Annotated in this window: 15 protein-coding genes; 9 read left to right on the top strand and 6 right to left on the bottom strand. The window is 69.0% G+C overall.

The features are described 5' to 3' along the window. The first annotated feature begins 82 nt into the window (after positions 1–82). A complete protein-coding gene (locus tag BKA25_RS13630; RefSeq protein WP_157421064.1) occupies positions 83–346 on the top strand; it encodes a hypothetical protein in 264 nt (87 codons plus the stop codon). A 163-nt stretch (positions 347–509) separates the two neighbouring features. Here BKA25_RS13630 and BKA25_RS13625 read toward each other — a convergent pair whose 3' ends face one another. The 4 genes from BKA25_RS13625 to BKA25_RS13610 form a co-directional block, all read right to left on the bottom strand. Then, positions 510–1,010 carry a MarR family winged helix-turn-helix transcriptional regulator gene (locus BKA25_RS13625; protein WP_236750815.1) on the bottom strand — a complete coding sequence of 167 codons (501 nt, stop codon included), beginning with the start codon at positions 1,008–1,010 and terminating at the stop codon, positions 510–512. Next, positions 1,007–1,630 carry an FMN reductase gene (locus BKA25_RS13620; RefSeq protein ID WP_069849345.1) on the bottom strand — a complete coding sequence of 208 codons (624 nt, stop codon included), beginning with the start codon at positions 1,628–1,630 and terminating at the stop codon, positions 1,007–1,009. Before BKA25_RS13620 ends, BKA25_RS13625 begins: the two co-directional genes overlap by 4 nt. After that, positions 1,627–2,736 (bottom strand): LLM class flavin-dependent oxidoreductase, encoded by a 1,110-nt coding sequence (locus BKA25_RS13615; protein WP_069849347.1) that lies wholly within the window; start codon positions 2,734–2,736, stop codon positions 1,627–1,629. The genes BKA25_RS13620 and BKA25_RS13615 overlap by 4 nt, the downstream gene beginning before the upstream one ends. An 85-nt stretch (positions 2,737–2,821) precedes the next feature. Then, on the bottom strand, positions 2,822–3,571 hold the full coding sequence (locus tag BKA25_RS13610) for a TetR/AcrR family transcriptional regulator (protein ID WP_069849349.1): 750 nt from the start codon (positions 3,569–3,571) through the stop codon (positions 2,822–2,824). A 324-nt stretch (positions 3,572–3,895) separates the two neighbouring features. Between BKA25_RS13610 and BKA25_RS13605 the strand changes: the two genes are divergently transcribed. From BKA25_RS13605 to BKA25_RS13595, 3 genes are all read left to right on the top strand, one after another. Continuing rightward, the gene (locus BKA25_RS13605) at positions 3,896–4,657 is read left to right on the top strand and encodes a DUF2306 domain-containing protein (protein ID WP_084642987.1); all 762 of its coding nucleotides are present in this window, start codon (positions 3,896–3,898) and stop codon (positions 4,655–4,657) included. Between the two features lie 205 nt (positions 4,658–4,862). Continuing rightward, the gene (locus BKA25_RS28390; protein ID WP_157421065.1) at positions 4,863–9,077 is read left to right on the top strand and encodes an Ig-like domain-containing protein; all 4,215 of its coding nucleotides are present in this window, start codon (positions 4,863–4,865) and stop codon (positions 9,075–9,077) included. 92 nt (positions 9,078–9,169) lie between these two features. Further along, the gene (locus tag BKA25_RS13595; protein WP_069849353.1) at positions 9,170–10,036 is read left to right on the top strand and encodes a GNAT family N-acetyltransferase; all 867 of its coding nucleotides are present in this window, start codon (positions 9,170–9,172) and stop codon (positions 10,034–10,036) included. Here BKA25_RS13595 and BKA25_RS13590 read toward each other — a convergent pair. Continuing rightward, the gene (locus tag BKA25_RS13590; RefSeq protein ID WP_069849355.1) at positions 10,033–11,076 is read right to left on the bottom strand and encodes a LacI family DNA-binding transcriptional regulator; all 1,044 of its coding nucleotides are present in this window, start codon (positions 11,074–11,076) and stop codon (positions 10,033–10,035) included. The genes BKA25_RS13595 and BKA25_RS13590 overlap by 4 nt on opposite strands. A gap of 283 nt (positions 11,077–11,359) precedes the next feature. Between BKA25_RS13590 and BKA25_RS13585 the strand changes: the two genes are divergently transcribed. The 5 genes from BKA25_RS13585 (at position 11,360) to BKA25_RS13565 (ending at position 17,757) form a co-directional block, all read left to right on the top strand. Next, a complete protein-coding gene (locus tag BKA25_RS13585) occupies positions 11,360–12,634 on the top strand; it encodes an ABC transporter substrate-binding protein (RefSeq protein WP_069849357.1) in 1,275 nt (424 codons plus the stop codon). Positions 12,635–12,747: 113 nt separating this feature from the next. After that, the gene (locus BKA25_RS13580; RefSeq protein ID WP_069849360.1) at positions 12,748–13,656 is read left to right on the top strand and encodes a carbohydrate ABC transporter permease; all 909 of its coding nucleotides are present in this window, start codon (positions 12,748–12,750) and stop codon (positions 13,654–13,656) included. Then, positions 13,653–14,507: a carbohydrate ABC transporter permease gene (locus BKA25_RS13575; protein ID WP_236750817.1), complete on the top strand. Its 855-nt coding sequence runs from the start codon at positions 13,653–13,655 to the stop codon at positions 14,505–14,507. The genes BKA25_RS13580 and BKA25_RS13575 overlap by 4 nt, the downstream gene beginning before the upstream one ends. Before the next feature lie 68 nt (positions 14,508–14,575). Next, a complete protein-coding gene (locus BKA25_RS13570; RefSeq protein WP_084643663.1) occupies positions 14,576–16,639 on the top strand; it encodes a glycoside hydrolase family 127 protein in 2,064 nt (687 codons plus the stop codon). A 29-nt stretch (positions 16,640–16,668) separates the two neighbouring features. Beyond that, on the top strand, positions 16,669–17,757 hold the full coding sequence (locus BKA25_RS13565; RefSeq protein WP_069849362.1) for a LacI family DNA-binding transcriptional regulator: 1,089 nt from the start codon (positions 16,669–16,671) through the stop codon (positions 17,755–17,757). Positions 17,758–17,823: 66 nt separating this feature from the next. Here the strand turns inward: BKA25_RS13565 and BKA25_RS13560 are convergent, their stop codons facing one another. Next, positions 17,824–19,287: a DUF6055 domain-containing protein gene (locus tag BKA25_RS13560; protein WP_069849363.1), complete on the bottom strand. Its 1,464-nt coding sequence runs from the start codon at positions 19,285–19,287 to the stop codon at positions 17,824–17,826. Between the last annotated feature and the right edge of the window lie 36 nt (positions 19,288–19,323).

Genomic DNA, 19,323 nt, shown 5'->3' with positions numbered 1-19,323 from the left:
GCAAGACCGTCGTCCTGGCGGCGGCGATCGCACTGACCGCTGGCACCGGGTTGGGCGCTGCCGGCAGATGGAGATCGCCTCGGTGATCGGTATCAAATCGGAGTTCAACGAGGGCCGGGCCGCGATGGCGCACGAGGATGAGATCGCCGGATCGATCGAGGACGGCAAGCTCTCGCTGCGATGGGCGGGCATCGAACCGGACATTCCGGTGTCGGTCTCCGTGGAATCCGGCGAGGGGAGCGATGCCGTCCAGCACGAGCTATACGCGGGCGCACTCAGCACCGTGCGATTCTGGCCCGAGGAACCTCCCACCGAGGCCGTGCCGGGCGGTTTTCGCCGCGAGTGAGGTGGACGACGGCGAGGTACGGCAGGGTGAGGGCGGGGTCTCCGGGAGCACGACCCGGCACTTCGACGTTCGCCGTGCCGTACCCGATTGTGGACCCGTCGGCTGAGTCCGGAAGCGATGGCCGCCGCTCCCGTCCGGGCCGGGCGGACGGGAGCGCGCCGCCTCAATCCGGCCGTTCGGCGCGTAATCTGCCGAAAACCGTGCCCAGGGCGCGTAGTTCCGGTTCGGACAGCCGATCGGCGAAGACCCGCTCGACGACGTCGGCATTGGTGCGGATCGCAGCCAGCGCCAGCCGACGTCCCTGCGAGGTGAGGCGCACGTAGACGGCGCGGGAATCGTCCGGCGGCACCGAACGCTCGACGAGTCCGCGTCGCTCCAACCGATCGACCAGCCTGCTCAACGCGCTCTGGCTGAGCACGACCCGGTCGGTCAACTCGCGTAGCCGTACCCCACCGGTCGGAATGTTGGACAGCGTGTCGAAATCGCTGATCGACAGGCCGTGCCGGGTGGTGAACTCGCGTTCCAGCTCGCCGAGCACCCTCGCGTGGACCTCCATGACCGAGCGCCACACGTCCACCTTGGCTCGGCGGGCGTCCCGCTCGGCCATGCGGGCCGAGGATCGCGACCTCCGGTCGTCGGCCTCGCCCGCCGTCTCGCCACTCATCGCTCGTCCCTCCGGGCCAGTAGCTGCTCGAAGGGAACCGGGTTCTCGAAGGGATCGGCTGCCCGGCTCACCGGCCGTCCGGCGATCAGACCGGCGAGTTCGCCGCCCGCGCGATCGATCCGGCCTGCCAGTGCGCTGTCCGTCCCTGCCGATCCCCAGTCCTCCGAAGCGGCGTAGACGGCGGTGGGCACCACGACCGACCGGAGGTAGCCGAACATCGGCCGCAGGGCGTGTTCCAAGGCCAGCGAATGCCGTGCGGTGCCACCGGTCGCGCCGATGAGGACGGGCAGCCCGACCAACGAGTCGGAGTCCAGGACGTCGAAGAACATCTTGAACAGACCGCTGTAGGAGGCGGTGAAGATCGGCGTCACGGCGATCAACCCGTCGGCGTTCGTGACCTGGTCGATCGCCGTGCGCAGATTCCCCGCAGGGAAACCGGTCACCAGGTTGTCGGCCAGTTCCCTGGCGTGACCGCGAAGCTCGATCACCTCGATGTCGACGCGGACGCCGTGGGTGTCCAGGGCTGCCGCAGTGGCCTCGGTCAGCCGGTCGGCCAGCAGCCTGGTCGACGAGGGCTGGCTGAGGCCCGCGGCCACCACAGCGAGCTTCCTGCTGGTCATCGCTGCTCCCCGGCTGCGGTCTGGGTGCCCGTCTGCTCCCGGGCCGCCCGCAGGCTTGCGTGCGTCGGAGCGGCGGGCACCTGAGCGGGTCTGCGCGCCGCGAACTCCTTGCGCAACACCGGAAGCACCTCCTCGCCCAGGATGTCGAGCTGTTCCAGGACCACCTTCAACGGCAGGCCCGCGTGGTCGACGAGGAAGAGTTGACGCTGGTAGTCGCCGAAGTACTCCCGGAACCGCAGCGTCTTGTCGATGGCCTCCTGCGGGCTGCCGACGGTCAACGGAGTCTGCTCCGTGAAGTCCTCCAACGACGGCCCGTGTCCGTAGACCGGTGCGTTGTCGAAGTACGGCCGGAACTCCCGGACGGCGTCCTGCGAACGAGGACGCAGGAACAGCTGTCCGCCGAGACCGACGATCGCCTGGTCCGCCGCGCCGTGCCCGTAGTGCTCGAAGCGACTGCGGTAGAGGTCGATCAGCTGGATGAAGTGCTCCTTGGGCCAGAAGATGTGGTTGGCGAAGAACCCGTCGCCGTAGTAGGCGGCCTGCTCGGCGATCTCCGGGCTGCGGATCGATCCGTGCCACACGAACGGCGGCACCCCGTCCAGCGGGCGCGGCGTGGCGGTGAAGGACTGCAACGGTGTGCGGAACCGGCCTTCCCAGTCCACGACGTCCTCTCGCCAGAGCTTGTGCAGCAGCGCGTAGTTCTCCACCGCCAGCGGGATGCCCTGTCGGATGTCCTGGCCGAACCAGGGGTAGACCGGACCGGTGTTGCCGCGTCCCAGCATCAAGTCGACCCGCCCGTCGGCGAGGTGTTGCAGCATCGCGTAGTCCTCGGCGATCTTCACCGGGTCGTTCGTGGTGATCAACGTGGTCGCCGTGGAGAGCTGCAACCGCTCGGTGCGGGCGGCGATGTAGCCCAGCATCGTGGTGGGGGAGGACGGTACGAACGGCGGGTTGTGGTGCTCACCCGTGGCGAAGACGTCGAGACCCACCTCCTCCGCCTTCAGCGCGATGGCGACCATGGCCTTGATCCGCTCGGCCTCGGTCGGGGTGGTGCCGTTGGTCGGATCCGGGGTGACGTCTCCGACGGTGAAGATTCCGAACTGCATGTCGCCAGCCTCCTGAAAAGTGTATGCGCATGCATAACACGTGAGGTGTGGAGAATGTTCCCCGGAGTGGAACGCGCTGGTCGGCTCAGTCCTTCTCGGTGCGGACGCCCTTCGCGGCGAGGAAGGTCTCGACGCCGTCGAGCACCCGGTTCAACCCGAACTCGATGACGTCCGCGGGCTGGTCGAAGGCGCCGGATGCCAGGACTCGGTTCACCGTGGGGAAGCGTTCGCCGGTCACCAGCCGCAGCATCGGCCCGGAGATGGGCGACTCGCTCGCGTCCTCCTCGGGGGTGCCGAGCCGGATGTCGATGGCGACCTGGGCGGCGCCTCGGACGTACCAGTTGAGCAGCGAGATCACCTCTATGCATTCGACGTCGCTGAGGCCGATGTCCGAGATCGCAGCCAGGGCGTCCTCCAACCACTGCGTCTCGTTCGGCCCCGGGACACCTTTTCTGCTGGTCAGCAGGGGGAGGATCCAGGGGTGCCTGCGGATGACGTCGAGAAGGGCGCGCGCCCACTCCGCCAGTCTGCTCCGCCAGTCGGCATCCTCCCGAATGGAGCGCGGCGGGTGTTCGAGGACCGCATCGACGGCGAGGCCGACGAGTTCGGCCTTGCCCGGCACGTAGCGGTACAGCGAGGCGACGCCGGTGCCGAGTTGCTCGGCCACTCGCCCCATCGACAACGCGGTCTGACCATCGGCGTCGGCGACCTCGATGGCGGCCCGGACTATCTGCTCCACGCTCAGTCCGGGCTTCGGTCCGCGCCGGGGGCGTTGGCGTTCGCCCCAGAGCAGTTCGAGGCCTGCGGGGGTGGCTCGCTTCGCGTTGTGGCTCATTCGTTCCTCTGTGCCGTCGTCTGCGGGGAGCGGTAATCCTCCTCGACCTGCACAGCTTGACAGTACCGCAAAACTGCGAAACCCTTTCGCTGAAACGCGAACGACGTTCGCAGTTTTGCTGGGGATTGATCGACGTTCCACCGCAACGCCGCGAACCGCCGTGCCTGACAGGCGATCTGCCCACGTCGGCCGACGACGGGCATGGCATCCCGCGCCACGCCCGCTCGCTGCATCGCAACCCACCGGGCCGCACCACACGGCGAGCCGACGTCTCGGCCCGCGCCCCGGTGAACCCGGCCCCGACCAGTACGAAGGAGAAGAACGATGACCACCTCCACCGATTCGCCCTCGGCGCAGCCGGACGGCACGCAGGCACCCCCTCGACGGGCCGGTGGGTCCAAGCCATGGTGGCGGCGGCCGTGGGTCGTGCCGTTACTCTTCCTCGCCGTCGCCTTCGTCGGCTTCTCACTCCCGCCCTATCTGACCGGAGACGAGGAGCTGGCCCGAGTTCCCATACCCGACGGCCTCGCCTTCTACTACCCGACCCTGGTCGCGCACGTGGTCTTCTCCTCGGTGGCGATGGTCACCGGCGTGTTCCAGGTCTGGCCGTGGTTCCGAGGCCGCTTCCGCGCGGCACACCGAGTTCTCGGCCGGGTCTACGTCCTCGCGGGCTGCCTGCCCGGCGGGATCACCGGCCTGGTGATCGCGATCCACACCCCGTTCGGCCCGGTGGCGCAGGTCAGCAGCAGCATTTTGGCGATCCTGTGGCTCGCCTTCACCATCAACGGCTTCCGAACTGCCCGTGCCCGGCGATTCGCCGATCACCGGGTGTGGATGATCCGCAGCTTCACCCTCACCATGTCGATCATCTCCAATCGGCTGTGGGGCGCCCTGGCCACGATCCTGTTGTCCCCGAGAGTCGACTCGACCTTCCAGGGCAGCCAGATCGCCTTCGATCATGCGATATCCGGGCTGGCCAACTGGTTGGGCTGGACGGTGCCGCTGTTCGCGGTCGAGGCCTGGCTGCAATGGGGACGACAGCGCTCCCGCCGCAACGCGAACCGAACGAGGACCTCGCAACGGTGACGGCAGGCGACCACCCTGGACACACGGTGATCGATGAAACGCGCCGGAAAGTCTTGTCGGTGTCTCGCTCCGCCGGCCAGACTCGAACAACGCCGATCATCCGCAGTGTTCACGGTTGCCGCCGAAGCGGGAGAGCGGTCATCACCAACGCTCTCCCGCACGTTCCGCCGCCCGGCGGAACAGCCTGGACCACCTGGAGGTTCCCGTGTCTCCACGTCGCGCCGCCGGTCCGACGGCCACCCGATCGCAGTCGGGCAGGCCACCCAGGGTGTGGCAGCCGAACCTGACCGCAACCCGGCCCCGGCGCCTCCCGGTCCTGGCCGCTGCCGTGATCCTGCTCGCCCCGGCGGCCCTCGGCCCGACGGCGTTCGGGCAGACCGACACCTCCGGAATCGGGGAGTTCGCCAACGACACCATCGGCCACCCGAGATTCAGCGGCGACGCCGAACCGGTGCCGCCGCTGCCCGCGCCCTTCCGGGTCGACGGCACCCTCGCGGCAGGCTACGAGGCCGACCTCGCGGCGGGAGACGGCACCGACTTCTGGATGGACCGGATGCTCGCGCGCCACGGCGACGATCCCGCCGGCGACTGGCTGTTCACCAGGGGCCGCGCGGCCTTCATGAAGACCCACCAGCCCGGCGTGCTCGGCTTCGGCGGCCAACTCGCCTACTGGGAGAGCATCGACGATCGACCCGGCTACACGATCGAACTCGCCACCGACGGCACGGCACTCGACCTGACCGAGGACATCTCGGCCCGCAGACAGGTACCCAGCCACTGGCGCAGCGAGTTCGACGCGGGCGGCGGCCTCTCCGTGGTGCAACGCAAGTTCATCACCGACGCCAACGTGCTGGTCACCGACCTCGAAGTGCGCAACGCCGGTGCCTCGGATCGAGTACTGGACATCTCGGCGGCATCGCCGTACGCCACCGAGCCCACCGAGGACGAACTCACCGGAGTCCACTCGGTCCGCAACGACCTCACCACCCTGCACCCTCGGTTCTCCGGGACCGACATGGCCGTCCAGGACGGCGAACTGCGGGCGAGCATGGTGATCCCCGCAGGCGACACCGTCCACACGAGTGTGCGACTCGGACTGCTCACCGAGGAGATCCCGGCCGCGCGTACCGAGTACGAGGCCATCCGAACCGCCGAACCCGGAGTGGCCTTCCGTGACCACGTGCGGGAGTACAACCGCTGGTGGAGCGAGAATCTGCCCTACCTCGACGTGCCATCGGCCGACGTCGGCAAGACCCTCTACTACCGCTGGTGGCTGCTGCGCTACAACTTCCTCGACGCCGACATCCCCGGCGACGACTACCAGTTCCCCACCGCCGTCGAAGGCGTACTGGGCTACAACAACTCCATCGCCCTGACCTCCGGCATGTTCGTCGACGACCTCAAATACCTCCGCGACCCGGCGTGGGCCTACGGCACCTGGGTCTCGACGGGGGAGACCTCCCGAGGCGGTCGATTCTCCGACAACCCCGGCGACCCGGAGAACTGGAGCAACAGCTACACCCAGTACCTCGCCGAGGCGGCCTGGCAGTCCTACCAGGTCCACGGCGGGCCCGACGGGATCGTGCGCAACCTCGCCCGCTACGCCGAGGGCGACGTGCGCGATCAACTCGCCACCTACGACCACGACGGCAACGGCCTCATCGAGTACGACTGGGGCGCGATGACCGGCAACGACGCCGACGCGGTGTCCTTCCACTGGCGCGCCGGTCAACTCGACCGCGCCGAATCGGGTTACGTCTTCGCCGGTGCCCGGGCCGCAGCCGAGGCCTACGAACTACTGGGCGAGGCGGACAAGGCCGCCGAACTCGACGAGATCGCCGAACGCATCCGTGCCGCGACCCTGGAATACCTGTGGGACCCGGCCGACCGCATGATCAAACACCGTCATGTGGCCACCGACGCCCTGGTGCCGTGGAAAGAAGGAAACAATTTCATACCGTACGCAGTCGGCCTGATGCCCGATGAACCCGAATACGTCGACGCGCTGCGGCTGTTGGCCGATCGCCGCGAGTATCCGGTGTTCCCCTTCTTCACCGCCAACCAGGCGGACAAAGCGGCCGCAGCACAGCAGGGCCATCCCGGCACGAACAACTTCTCCGTCATCAACGCCCAGCGCTACCTCGACGTGTACAGCGCGGCACTGCGGGACTATCCCTCCGAACACGTCACCCCGGAGTTGTACGAGAAGCTGCTGCTGTGGAATGCCTGGTCGCACTACGTCGACGGCGACAACCGCTGGCCCGACCAGAACGAGTTCTGGGCCGACGCGAGCCCCGACCCGCAGCACATCGGCTACCGCTCCTGGATCCACCACACCATGCTGGGCACCACCAACTACACGATCATCGAGGACGTCGCAGGCCTGCGACCCCGGACCGACACCACGGTGGAACTCTGGCCGATCGACCTCGGCTGGGACCACTTCGCCGTGGAGAACCTGCGCTATCGCGGCGGCGACCTGACGATCGTCTGGGACCAACCCGGGGACGGCGCCCGGCACTACGGCACCGATATCCCGGAGGGCTACTCCCTCTACCTCGACGGCGAACGCGTTCTCACCCTAGACACGCTCACCCCGGTGCACTACGACCCGACCACCGGCGAGATCGAGTTCCCCGACGAACCGGCGGAGATACTGCACCAGGCGGCGGGCTCGGTCACCGAGGCAGCGCAGGTCGCCTTCACCGACGACAGCCGCGTGGTCGACGTCTTCGCCAAGGCGGGCCGCGACATCGGCAGCACCCGCGACGCGACCAACCTCGCCGAGGGCGCCCCGGCCTCGGCCTCCTACTCCGCACCGGGCCGCGAACCGGCGGGAGCGGTCGACGGCACCACGATCAACGAGCCGTACTGGAGCACCGAGGGCTCCGCGCAGAACCAGCACTCCTTCGAGGTCGCCCTGGACTCCGGCCAGACCGTCGACGAGGTGCGACTGTTCTTCCGCAACGACAAACAGCCACGCGGCCACCGGGAACCCGCGCTCTACACCGTCTCCTACCTCGACGACGGCCAATGGCGCGCGGTCACCGAACCGGTCCGCACCCCCGCCTACCCCAGGGCCAACCACAACGAGATCCGGTTCGCCCCGGTCGAGACCTCGGCACTGCGGGTGGACCTCACCGCACAACCGGGACACCCGATCGCACTCAAGGAATTCCAGGCCTTCGCCACGGGGGAGCCGCCTACCGACTCCCACGATCTCGCCCCGCAGGTGCGGACCAGGGTGGACACCGGGCACCGCGTGCCCGGCCAGGCGCGCCTGATCGGCATCGTCAAGGACGACGGCCTGCCCACCGGCGAGGTACACAGCACCTGGACCGTCGCCGACGCCCCCGACGGGGCCACCGTGATCCTCGAGGACGACTCGGTGCCCACGACCATCGCGAGATTCGACACCGAGGGCACCTACACCCTCACGCTGACCGCCACCGACGGCGCACAGCAGACCAGCGACCAGGTCGTGGTCACGGTCGACGCCCTACCCGAGCGACGCAACCTCGCGGTGGACGCGACCGCCACGGCCTCCTTCAGTGCCAACGGCACCCCGGTCACCGCCCTCAACGACGGCCGCGATCCCGACTCCTCCACCGACCGACCGTTCTGGGGAACCTGGCCGCAACGCACCGAACAATGGGTCGAGTACACCTGGGACTCGCCGGTCCGCATCGACCGCTCGGAGATGTACTTCTTCCGCGACGTGCAGCCCGGTGCCCCCGACGGCATCGCGGTCCCGGCGGCCTGGCGGCTGGAGTACTGGGACGACGACGCCGAGGAGTTCGTGCCGATCTCCGGCGCCGACGACTACGGGGTGGCCGCCGACCGCTACAACGTGACGGAGTTCGACCCGGTGACCACCACCCGCCTGCGAGCCGTGCTGTCCAACAACCCGGGACTGTCGGTGGGCATCGGCCAGTGGAGGATCCTCGCCCAGCAACCGAGCGAGATCCGGCCGATCCACGTGCCCACCACCCGCGAGGTCCTTCCCGAACCGCCCTCGACGGTCACCCTCGTCTACCCCGGTGGCGCGACGAGCGAGGTCGAGGTGGCGTGGCCCGCCATCGACCCGGACCAGGTCGCCGACGGCGGCACCTCGTTCACCGTCAACGGGATAACCGACGTCTCGGCTCTGCTCGCGAGCGCCACGATCTGGGTGCGCACCTCCGACGCCGTCCAGATCACCAGCCTCGATCCCTGGGAGATCGGCACCACCGCAGGCCACGCGCCGAACCTGCCGAGCACGGTCGTGGCCACCTACAACGACGGCTCCAAGGACAGCTCGATCCCGGTGACCTGGCAGGAGATCGACCCCGACGACTACGCCCGCCCCGGCGAATTCGAGGTGACCGGCACCGTCGAGACCACGGGCCACGTCGCGGTGGCACGGGTGGTGGTCACCTAGCGGCGATGACCGCTCGCCGAGACACCGAGGGGCGCCCGCCCGCCCGGAAAATCCAGTGCGGACACGGAGCCCGGTGGTGTCTTATCGCCGTCATGACGATCGTGCTGGCCACCCCGGGAAGCGACGGACTGGACGCAGCCGTGGTCGCGCTACGCGAATGGCAATCCGACGCGGCACCGCGACAACTGCATCCGGGCGATGTGGGCTGGTTCTGGCAACTCGGGGCCCAGGCCACCGCTGCGGCGGTGCGGACGTGGAGCCGAGACGGCCGGATCCTCGCCGTCGGACTGCTCGACGGACCCGGCCTGCTGCGGATCACGACCGCACCCGAGACACGGCGCGACCGGGAGCTGGCACGATCGGTGATCGCCGACGTGATCGAGCCGGGACGCGGTGTCCTACCCGAGGGTGCGGTCGACGTCGAGGCGCCACCCGACGCACTGATCCTGGACCAGCTGCTCGAGGCGGGCTGGGTCGCCGGTGAACCCTGGACACCGCTGCACCGCGATCTGACCGAACCGGTACCACCGCCCGCCGGTCGGATCGAGGTGGTCGACGCGGACCGTGTTGCGGACCGAGTCGAGGTCCAGCGGGCGGCGTTCGGCGGCTCGTCCTTCACCACCCAACGCTGGCAGGCCATGGCGGCGGGCTCGCTCTACCGCGATGCCCGTTGTCTCATCGCCTATGCCGATTCGGGCGCCGCGGCCGCGATCGTGACGGTGTGGTCGGCAGGACCGGGCAAGCCGGGACTGCTGGAACCGCTGGGCGTGCACCCGGATCATCGACGCCGAGGCCACGGCACCGCGATCACCGTCGCCGCAGCCGCCGCGCTCCGGGAACTAGGCGCATCGAGCGCCTTCGTCTGCACGCCCAGCGGCAACCTCGGCGCCGTACCCACCTACGTGTCGGCGGGTTTCCAACCGCACGCCGAGGTGCGCGACGCGCACCGGCCCGGCTAGTCCGCGCCGTTCTCGGCGCCGCCGGTCGACTCCCGCACCACCAACCGCACCGGCAGGGTCACTATCCCGCCGTGGCGCTGCCCGTCGATCGCGTGGAACAGATGCCGGGCCGCCGTGCGCCCCAACTCCTCCAAGTTCATGTCCACACTGGTCAACGGCGGCCGAGAACTGGTGGTCAGCACCTCCCAGTCGTCGAAACCCGCCACCCAGACATCCTCCGGCACCCGGCGGCCGCGCTCCCGCAACGTCTCCAACGCGCCCCGCGCGACCTGGTCGTTGCCGCACAACACCGCGTCCACCTCCGGATCGGAATCGAGCAGTTCGGCGGTGACCCGCCTGCCCCATGCCTCGGACCACGGCCCGAAGGACGCGGCGCCGCCGACGAGTTCGAGCCCGGCCGCCTGCAGGGCCTCGGTCACGCCGGCGACCCGGTCGCGCGCGGCGGCGTAGTCGGCATCGCCCGCCAACAGCGCGATACGTCGTCGACCGCCCGCCACCAGGTGTTCCACGGCGAGGGCGCCGCCTCGGATGTTGTCCGGCACGAAGGAGACGTCGGCGTCGTCGTCGGACGGCGCATACGCGTAGACCACCGGAACGGGCAACCGCTGGCCCAGACTCGGCCGGGGGTCGGTACGCGATCCCACCACGATCAGCCCGTCCACCCGCCGGGCGAGCAGCGCCTCGACATGCTTGCGCTCGCGTTCGGCGTCCCCCCGGGCATCGCAGAGCAGCACAGAGGTCGCACCGGATCCGAAGGCGTCCTCCGCCCCCATCATGATCGGCAGCGCGAAGCGGCCCTCCAGGTCACTGGTGAGCATCCCGACGGTGCCGGATCGGGGCATGTTCAAGGCCTGCGCGAAGGGATTGGGGGTGAACGACAGGGTCTCGGCCGCGGCCAGGACCCGTTGCCGAGTCTCGTCGCGAACCTGCCGTCTGCCGTTCAGCGCCTTCGACGCCGTGGCCACCGAGACCCCGGCGAGCCGGGCGACGTCGGTGAGGGTGATCGAACGCTTCTGCTCGCCCCGGCTGTCACGGCCCATCGCCTCATGCTCCTCGGCTGAAGAATTCGCACAGTGCGGCCGCATTCTCCCGCCGCCTCGGTATTGACGTCGGAACCGGCCCGAACCTACGATACCGAAAGTAGTTTCGGTATTGGGTTCCACACCACGGAGACCATTGCCACCCCAGTCGTTCTACCAGCGGGGAGAACGACCGGTCGAGACACCATCGGTCCTCTTCCACTTCGTCTGGCCGAAGTGGACGAAGGCTTTCACCGTCATGCCGCTCGACTTCGCTCAACGATGAGCACAAGGAGAACGTGCCGTGCGTGAGAACACCTTCGGCCACCGCCTGGGCGCCGTGCTCGCCGCCGCCCTGCTCACCACCGCCTGCACCTCGGGCGACGTCGGCGATGCAGACGCCGAGACCGGACAGACCCTCACCCTCTGGACCCGCGCCGCCACCGAGGCCCAGACCAGGGCCTTCGTCGACACCTACAACGACCTCGGCCGCAACACCGTCGAGCTGACGGTGGTACCCAACGACACCTACCTTCAACAGGTCGCCACCGCAGCAGGCGGGCGCAGTCTGCCCGACCTCCTCGGCGCGGACGTCGTCTACGCCAGGAACTTCATCCGCCACGGCTTCTACACCGACCTCGGCGACCGACTCGCCGAGACGGACCTCCTCGACGAGCTCGCACCCGCCCACCTGGACGCCGCGACCGCCGACGGCGCCCAGTACGCGGTCCCGCACACCCTCGACCTCTCCCTGATCTTCTACAACAAGGTGCTCTACCGAGAAGCAGGTCTGGACCCCGAACGACCTCCGACCAGCCTGCCCGAGATGATGGAGCACGCCGAGGCGATCTCCGCCCTGGGCGACGGAATCTCCGGCACCTACTTCGGCGGCAACTGCCCCGGCTGCCTGCTGTTCACCCTCTGGCCGATGGTCTGGGCCGACGGGGGCGAGATCCTCACCCCCGACGGCACCGCCTCCGCCATGGACAGCGAGACCATCGGCCCGATCCTCCAGACCTACCGGGACGCCTACGCCGAAGGACTGGCACCGGAATCGGCCGCACAGGAGAACGGCATCAGCTGGCTGCAACCCTTCGCCCAGGGCACGGTCGGCGTCGCCCCCCTCGGCTCGACGATGCTGCGACTGATGCCCGAACACGAAGGCCTGGAGATCGGCGTCGCACCCATCCGAGGAATGGACGGCGGCGAGTCGACCTTCGTCGGCGGCGACGTCCTCGGCATCACCGCCACCTCGACCAAGACCGCCGCCGCCTGGGACTTCCTGTCCTGGACACTCACCGAGGACGTCCAACGCGAGGTGCTCACCTCAGGTGGCGACGTCAGCGTCCGCACCGACATCGCCCCGACCGACGGCACCGACCCACACCTACGCACCTTCCACCAGGTCGTCGACCTCGGCCGAGTCCCCACCGCCGTCAACTTCGGGGCGACCTTCAACGACCCGCAGGGCCCCTGGCTGCAGTTCGCCCGAGCGGCCATCTTCGGCCCCGACCCCGTGGACACCACGATCGCCGAGCACCGACCACGACTCGACTCCGCCCTCGACGTCGCGGGCTGAACCCCGCCGCCACCAGTGCACCTTCGCGTCACCGCCCCGGCGACCCACTCGCCGCTCGACATGACACCGCCTTCCGGCTCGAGGACCACCGAGCCCGGATCAAGGGAGTCCTCGTGAGAAGCACCGGCACCCACCACCGACACCGCCGCCGCAGCACCGACCGATCCACCCAGGCGATCGTCCTATCGCTGCCCGCAGCCCTGGTGGTCGGACTGCTCTTCGTCGTCCCGCTCGCGCTGTTGGTATGGATGTCGATGACCGACTGGCCGCTGCTGGGCGAGCCGAGCTTCGTCGGCCTCGCCCAATACGACGCGATCCTCGACGACCCGCTGTTCCTGGACGCCATCTGGTTCACCCTGCGCTACACCCTCATCACCACGGTCCTGCTGACCGCCGTCGCCCTGGGACTGGCCCTGCTCGTGCAGCAGACCCGCTTCGGCAGCGGCTTCCTGCGCACCGCGTTCTTCCTCCCGGCCGCGATGGGACTGGCCGTCGCCAGCCTGCTGTGGTTCGCCCTCTACTCCAATGAGGTCGGGCCGCTGTCCGACCTGCTCGCCACCCTGGGACTCGTCGACGAACCGGTGAACTGGCTCGGTACGCCCGACGGCGCGCTGTGGTCCACGGTCCTGATGGTGATCTGGCGCTTCGCGGGCTTCTACATGATCATCCTGCTCACCGGACTACAAGCGATCCCCGACCAGGTCTACGAGGCCGCGCGCATCGACGGGGCAGGCTGGTGGCGCACCTTCACCGGCATCACGGTGCCCCTGCTGCGACCCACCCTCGCCCTCGTGCTGGTCCTGTCGGTCACCGGATCACTACTGGCCTTCGAACAGTTCTACGTGCTCACCGGCGGCGGACCGGACAACTCCACCGTCACGGTCGTCTCGACGATCTTCCGCCAAGCCTTCACCCTCTTCGACCTCAGCTGGGCCGCCGCGATGTCCGTGGTCGTCCTGATCGCACTGGTACTCGCCAACATCGTCCAATTGAGCCTGATCAGGAAGGGCGACGAGTCGTGACGGCCACCAGCACCGCAGCACGCCGAACCCGGCTGCGCATCGTGATCGCCGACACCGGTGCACTCGTCACCGGCACCGCCCTGGCGATCCTGTTCCTGCTCCCACTGGCCTGGGCGGGCTACTCCTCGCTACGCGGACCCGACGCCACCGGCGAGGGAGCCGGCTTCGGCACGGAGAACTATCGACGACTGTTCTCCTACGGCGAGGGACTGCTCGTCTACGCGACCAACAGCATCCTCGTCTCGCTGCTGACCGTGGTGGGCACCGTGCTGATCTCGGTCCTCGCGGGCTACGCGATCGCCCGCTTCCGGTTTCCCGGCCGCAACCTGCTCTTCCTCGGCACACTGGCGATCATGATGGTGCCCTACCCGACCATCCTCATCCCGCTCTACGTGCTGCTGAGCCGCGCGGGATTACAGAACTCCCTGATCGGACTCTCCCTGGTCCTGATCATGTTCCAACTGCCCTTCGCCCTGTTCATGATGCGCAACGCCTTCGAAGCCGTGCCCAGGGAATTCGACGAGGCCGCCCTCGTCGACGGCGCCGGGATACCCCGCACCCTCTGGTCGGTCCTGCTGCCCGCCGTCACCCCCGGCGTGATCACGGTGGCCCTCTTCGCCTTCCTCAACTCCTGGAACGAGTTCATCGCGCCGTTGATGCTGGTCACCGACGGATCCCGCTACACCCTGCCGGTCGCACTGGCCGCCATGCGCTCCGGCAACTTCGGCTCCATCGACTTCGGCGCCCTGCAATCCGGCGTCGTGGTCAGCGCCGTGCCCTGCATGCTCCTGTTCGTCCTCCTCCAACGGCACTACGTCCGAGGCTTCGCCTCCGGCGCACTCAAAGGCTGACCAGACACCCGGCACCGACCGCCCAACCAGTGCAGCCCTCGACGACCACGGTGAAGGAGACCCTCTCGATGCACCCGCCCGACGCATCCACCACGGCCGAGAACCACCCACCCCACTCCGCTGCGACCCATGCGCGACCCGTGTCGCCCAACCACGGCACGCTGACCCCGCTCGGACTGGACGAGGTGCGACTCACCGACGGCTTCTGGGCGCAGCGGGCGCGCATCAACGCCGAGCACACCCTCGACCACTGCCAGCGCTGGATGCAGCGCCTCGGCTGGATCGACAACTTCGACATCGCCGCCCACGCCCTCACCCACGGCACCGAGGGCGATCATCGTGGACCGGAGTTCGCCGACTCCGAGATCTACAAACTCCTGGAGGCACTGGCCTGGGAGAGCCACCGCAGCGGCGACGCCGACCTCGACCGCCGCTTCACCGAACTGGCGGCCCGAGTCGCCGCCGCCCAACACCCCGACGGCTACCTCAACACCTGCTACGGCCGTCCCGGCAGGCCCCAGCGCTACTCCGACCTCGCCTGGGGACACGAGCTGTACTGCTACGGACACCTGATCCAGGCCGCCGTGGCCCGCGCCAGAACCAACGCAGCCGACGACCTACTGCTCACCGTGGCCCGGCGGGTCGCCGACCACCTGTACACCGAGTTCGGCCCAACCGGACGCACAGCCGTCTGCGGACACCCCGAGATCGAGACCGCCCTGGTCGAGCTGTACCGCGTGACCGGACAGAGACGACACCTCGAACTCGCCACCCTGTTCATCGACCGCCGAGGCACCGGCACCCTGCCCGCCATCCGCTTCGGCGCCGCCTACTTCCAGGACGACCAGACCATCCGCGACGCCACCGTCCTACGCGGACACGCCGTCCGAGCCCTCTACCTCTCGGCGGGCGCCGTCGACGTCGGAGTGGAGACCGGCGACCGAACCCTGATCGACGCGGTCCGCACCCAATGGGCGACCACCCTCGCCCGCCGCACCTACCTCACCGGCGGAATGGGCTCGCACCACCTCGACGAATCCTTCGGCGCCGACTTCGCCCTCCCACCGGACCGGGCCTACGCCGAGACCTGCGCCGGCATCGCCTCGGTGATGGTGTCCTGGCGGCTGCTGCTGGCCACCGGCGACAGCCGCTACGCCGACCTGGTCGAACGCACCCTGTTCAACATCGTCGCCACCTCGTCTCGCGCCGACGGACGCGCCTTCTTCTACGCCAACACCCTGCACCAACGAATCCCCGGCCGGATCCCCGCCGAGGACGAGGTCAGCGCGTCGGCCGGCGCCAGCCTGAGACCCGCCTGGTACAGCGTCTCCTGCTGTCCCACCAACATCGCCCGCACCCTCGCCTCGGTGTCAGGTTATGTGGCCACCCGCGACGCCGACGGGGTACAGATCCACCAGTACACCGCCTGCGAGATCCGCACCCGGCTCGACGACGGCACCGAGATCGACCTGGAGATCATCACCTCGTACCCGCATGACCGCAGCGTCGCGATCCGTGTGCTCACGCCCGGGTACTTCGGACTCACCCTGCGCGTGCCCCATTGGGCTCAGGGCACAGCCACTTTGGACGCGGGTGACGGCTTGCTGGCGCAGCTTGATGACCCGACGGTCACCGTGCGGCGAGAGTTCGCCGAGGGTGAGACGCTCCGACTCGACTTCGACCTCACGCCCAGGTACACCAGAGCCGACGACCGGGTGGATGCCTTGCGTGGCTGTGTCGCGGTCGAGCGCGGCCCGCTGGTGTTGTGCGCCGAGTCCGTCGATCTCCCTGCCGAGCTCGATCTCGAGGACCTTCGGGTGGATCTCTCGGTCGCTCCGCAGCCCAGTCCCGAAGGCGCGATGGTGCGGGTGCGACGACGACCGGAGCCCATCGCCTGGCTCGGCGGATGGGGACCCTACGGGTATCCACTCCACCAACTCGACAACGACCTCGTCACCGATGGCGGCAAGACCGCAGAGAGCTCCACCACGGCCCACGGCACGGTGCTCGAAGCCGACACCGCCGCCTCGGCCCCGGAACCCGACCTCGGTCACTGGGTCCTGCTGCGCCCCTACCACCAATGGGCCAACCGAGGCCCCTCGACGATGCGCGTGTGGTTGCCCGTCCGGTAACGGGCCCGCGTGGGAACGATGGAGCGGTCATGGACAGGACTGGGCAGGCGACCGTGCACTCGGTGGCGGTGCGGGCGGGCGTCTCGGCGGCCACGGTCTCGCGGGCACTCAACGGCCGAGCCGACGTGCACGAGGAGACCAGACGGCGCGTGCTCCGTGCTGCCGAGAGCCTGGGCTACCGACGCCCCAAGGGCAGCGGCCGCCGCCGAGACCGCGCCGGAGAACGAGTGATCGGCCTGCTCACCGGGCACGCGGGGCGGGTGCCCGAACCACGCCGAAACTCGGACCGTGCGGTGGACCCCGATCAGCAGGACGCGGTGACCGCGTGCGCCGCCGAACGCTTCAGCCTGCCCGTCCTGACCGGGGCGGAGGCGGCCTTCGGCGGCACCCACGTCGTCGCCATGCTCTGCTGGACACCCGGCGAGGGACGCCGCGAACGCCAACACGCCGAGGCGCTCGTCCGACACGGCGTCGACGGACTGCTGGTCCTCGGCTCCCGGCGCGAGACCCGACACCCCATCCCGCTGCCCGGCGCGGAACCCACCCCCGTCGTCTACGCCGTCACACCCTCGTGCAACGCTCGGGACCTCTCGTTGATCACCGACGACCGCGCGGGCGGAGCACTGGCGGCCAGACACCTGCTCGACCGAGGCTGCCGCCGGATCACCCAGATACCCGGGCCGCCCGCCGACCGATCTGCCCTCGAACGCTCCGCCGGTTTCGCCGCCGAACTGGCCCGCTCCGGACTGACACCCCTGGCACCGGCCTGCGGACCGGGCCGCTGGAGCCAGGGCTGGGGCCGCCGCGCGGCGAACCTGCTCCTCGAACGACACCCCGACCTCGACGGCGTGTTCTGCGCCAGCGACCAGATCGCGGCGGGCGCGGTGGACGGCCTACGCGACCGGGGCGCAGCGGTGCCCGAGGACGTGGCGGTCGTCGGCTACGAGAACTGGGAACCCTTCGCCGTGGAGACCAGACCCAGACTCACCACGATCGACATGAACCTCGGCCTACTCGGCAGACTCGCCGCAGAACGCCTCGTCCTCGCAGGCAACGAGCCGATCTGGGGCGGCCTGATCCGGGTGCCACCACGATTGGTGCGGCGCGGCTCGGCCTGATCGACGACACCGAATCGCGCCCGGCGGGTTGGCCGCCGGGCGCGATTGCGCGAGAAGCGGCAGGACTCAGGTCGTTCCCGCCACCGGCGTGCCGCCCTGCACCGTCAGCGCATACGGGTAACCGGGACTCGGCGTGCCCAGCGGATAGTCGACGTGCTCGGTCGGCGTGGCCGTGACCACCAGGATCAGATGCGTCTCCCCGGCCTCCAACGCGAACGAACCGGACTCACCACTGCGGTACAGCGGGCTGTACCGGGCCGAGAAATCGGCGCCGACCGCCACGAAACCGAACCGCCAGTCGGGACTGGGCGCCCCGCCGCCGGTGCCGTCGAGCCGAACCGAGATCGCGCCGGAGGAATCCGGTCGTAACTCGATGTGGTTGTAGCCGTACTGCTGGGGAGCCCGATCCGCCGGTATCCGGTACGCACCCGCATTCGCGTCCACCGTCTGCAACGACACCGTGTACAGCGGCCGGTAGGTCGCCCCGGGCGCGCGCCAGAGATCACTGCGGATGGCCGCGCCGTCGGTGTAGTCGAAGGCCACGTTGCGGCGGGCGTGGTCGGCGATCAACTCCGCGAAGGAGCCGTGATCCAGTCCCAGCACCCGCTTGATCGTGGTGATCGGGTGCTCACCCTGTCGGGCCTCGAACCACAGATCGTCGACGAAGGACGTTCCGTAGCGATCCCGCAGCGTGTTGATCAACGTCCAGTCGCCGTAATAGGTCTGCTCGTCGAGCCACCGGTAGTGGTGGCGGCCGAGATACCCCGAGCCGGTGACGACCTCGGGTCGACGCATCCGGGCCAGGTAGTTGGCGTGCGCCTCCCAGAACGGGCCCGCATACGGATTGCCCTCACCGAACCCGCCGCCATTGCCCGCCGCCCGGTTCTGCTGGCTGGCGTAAACCTGCAGGACATGGACGAACTCGTGCGACTCCACCCAGTCGTCCCAGAATTTGTCATAGGGCAGACACATGTGCCCCGCGCCGACCTCGTCGGCACCCGCCCAGTTGGCGGGCGGCAGGAACCCGCCGGACCAACTCCCACACAGGTAAATATTGATCTTGAAGTCCCGGCCGGGCGACAGTGCGTCCGGATCGGCGAAACCGACCTGGTTGACGTAGTAGTCGTAGGTCCGTTCCATCACATCCAGCACGTAGGCCGGGTAGTCGGCGATGCCGCGGTTCTCCTGTGCCCATCGCACGACGTCCACGGAGTCGCCCCATCGGACCACGAAATTGGCCGGCTCCCGACTGTTGCCGGTCTCGGCGCCCGCGTCGTACAGGAACTGGGGGATCCGCGCCTGCTTGCCCTGCGTGGACTGCTCGGCGGCGGGGGAACCTGCGGTGGTCGCGTTGTCCGGAGTGGTCGGGGCGACCGTTCCGAGCGGGTCGGTCGGCGAGCCCGCCGGGGCCTCGGTGGCACCGGCGCGATCGGCGTCGGCGGGCGCGGCGGGCTCGGCTGCGGCCGGTGTCGCGATGGTCAGCGCGGCGGCCAGCGTGAGAGCGAGTAATCGAGGTTTCGAGATCCGCATGTCATCTCCTCATCATTGAGGCTACGAATTCGCTGG

Source organism: Actinoalloteichus hymeniacidonis (assembly GCF_014203365.1).
In the GTDB taxonomy this organism is placed as follows: Bacteria; Actinomycetota; Actinomycetes; order Mycobacteriales; family Pseudonocardiaceae; genus Actinoalloteichus_A; species Actinoalloteichus_A hymeniacidonis.
This window is presented reverse-complemented; position numbering and strand designations above follow the sequence as displayed.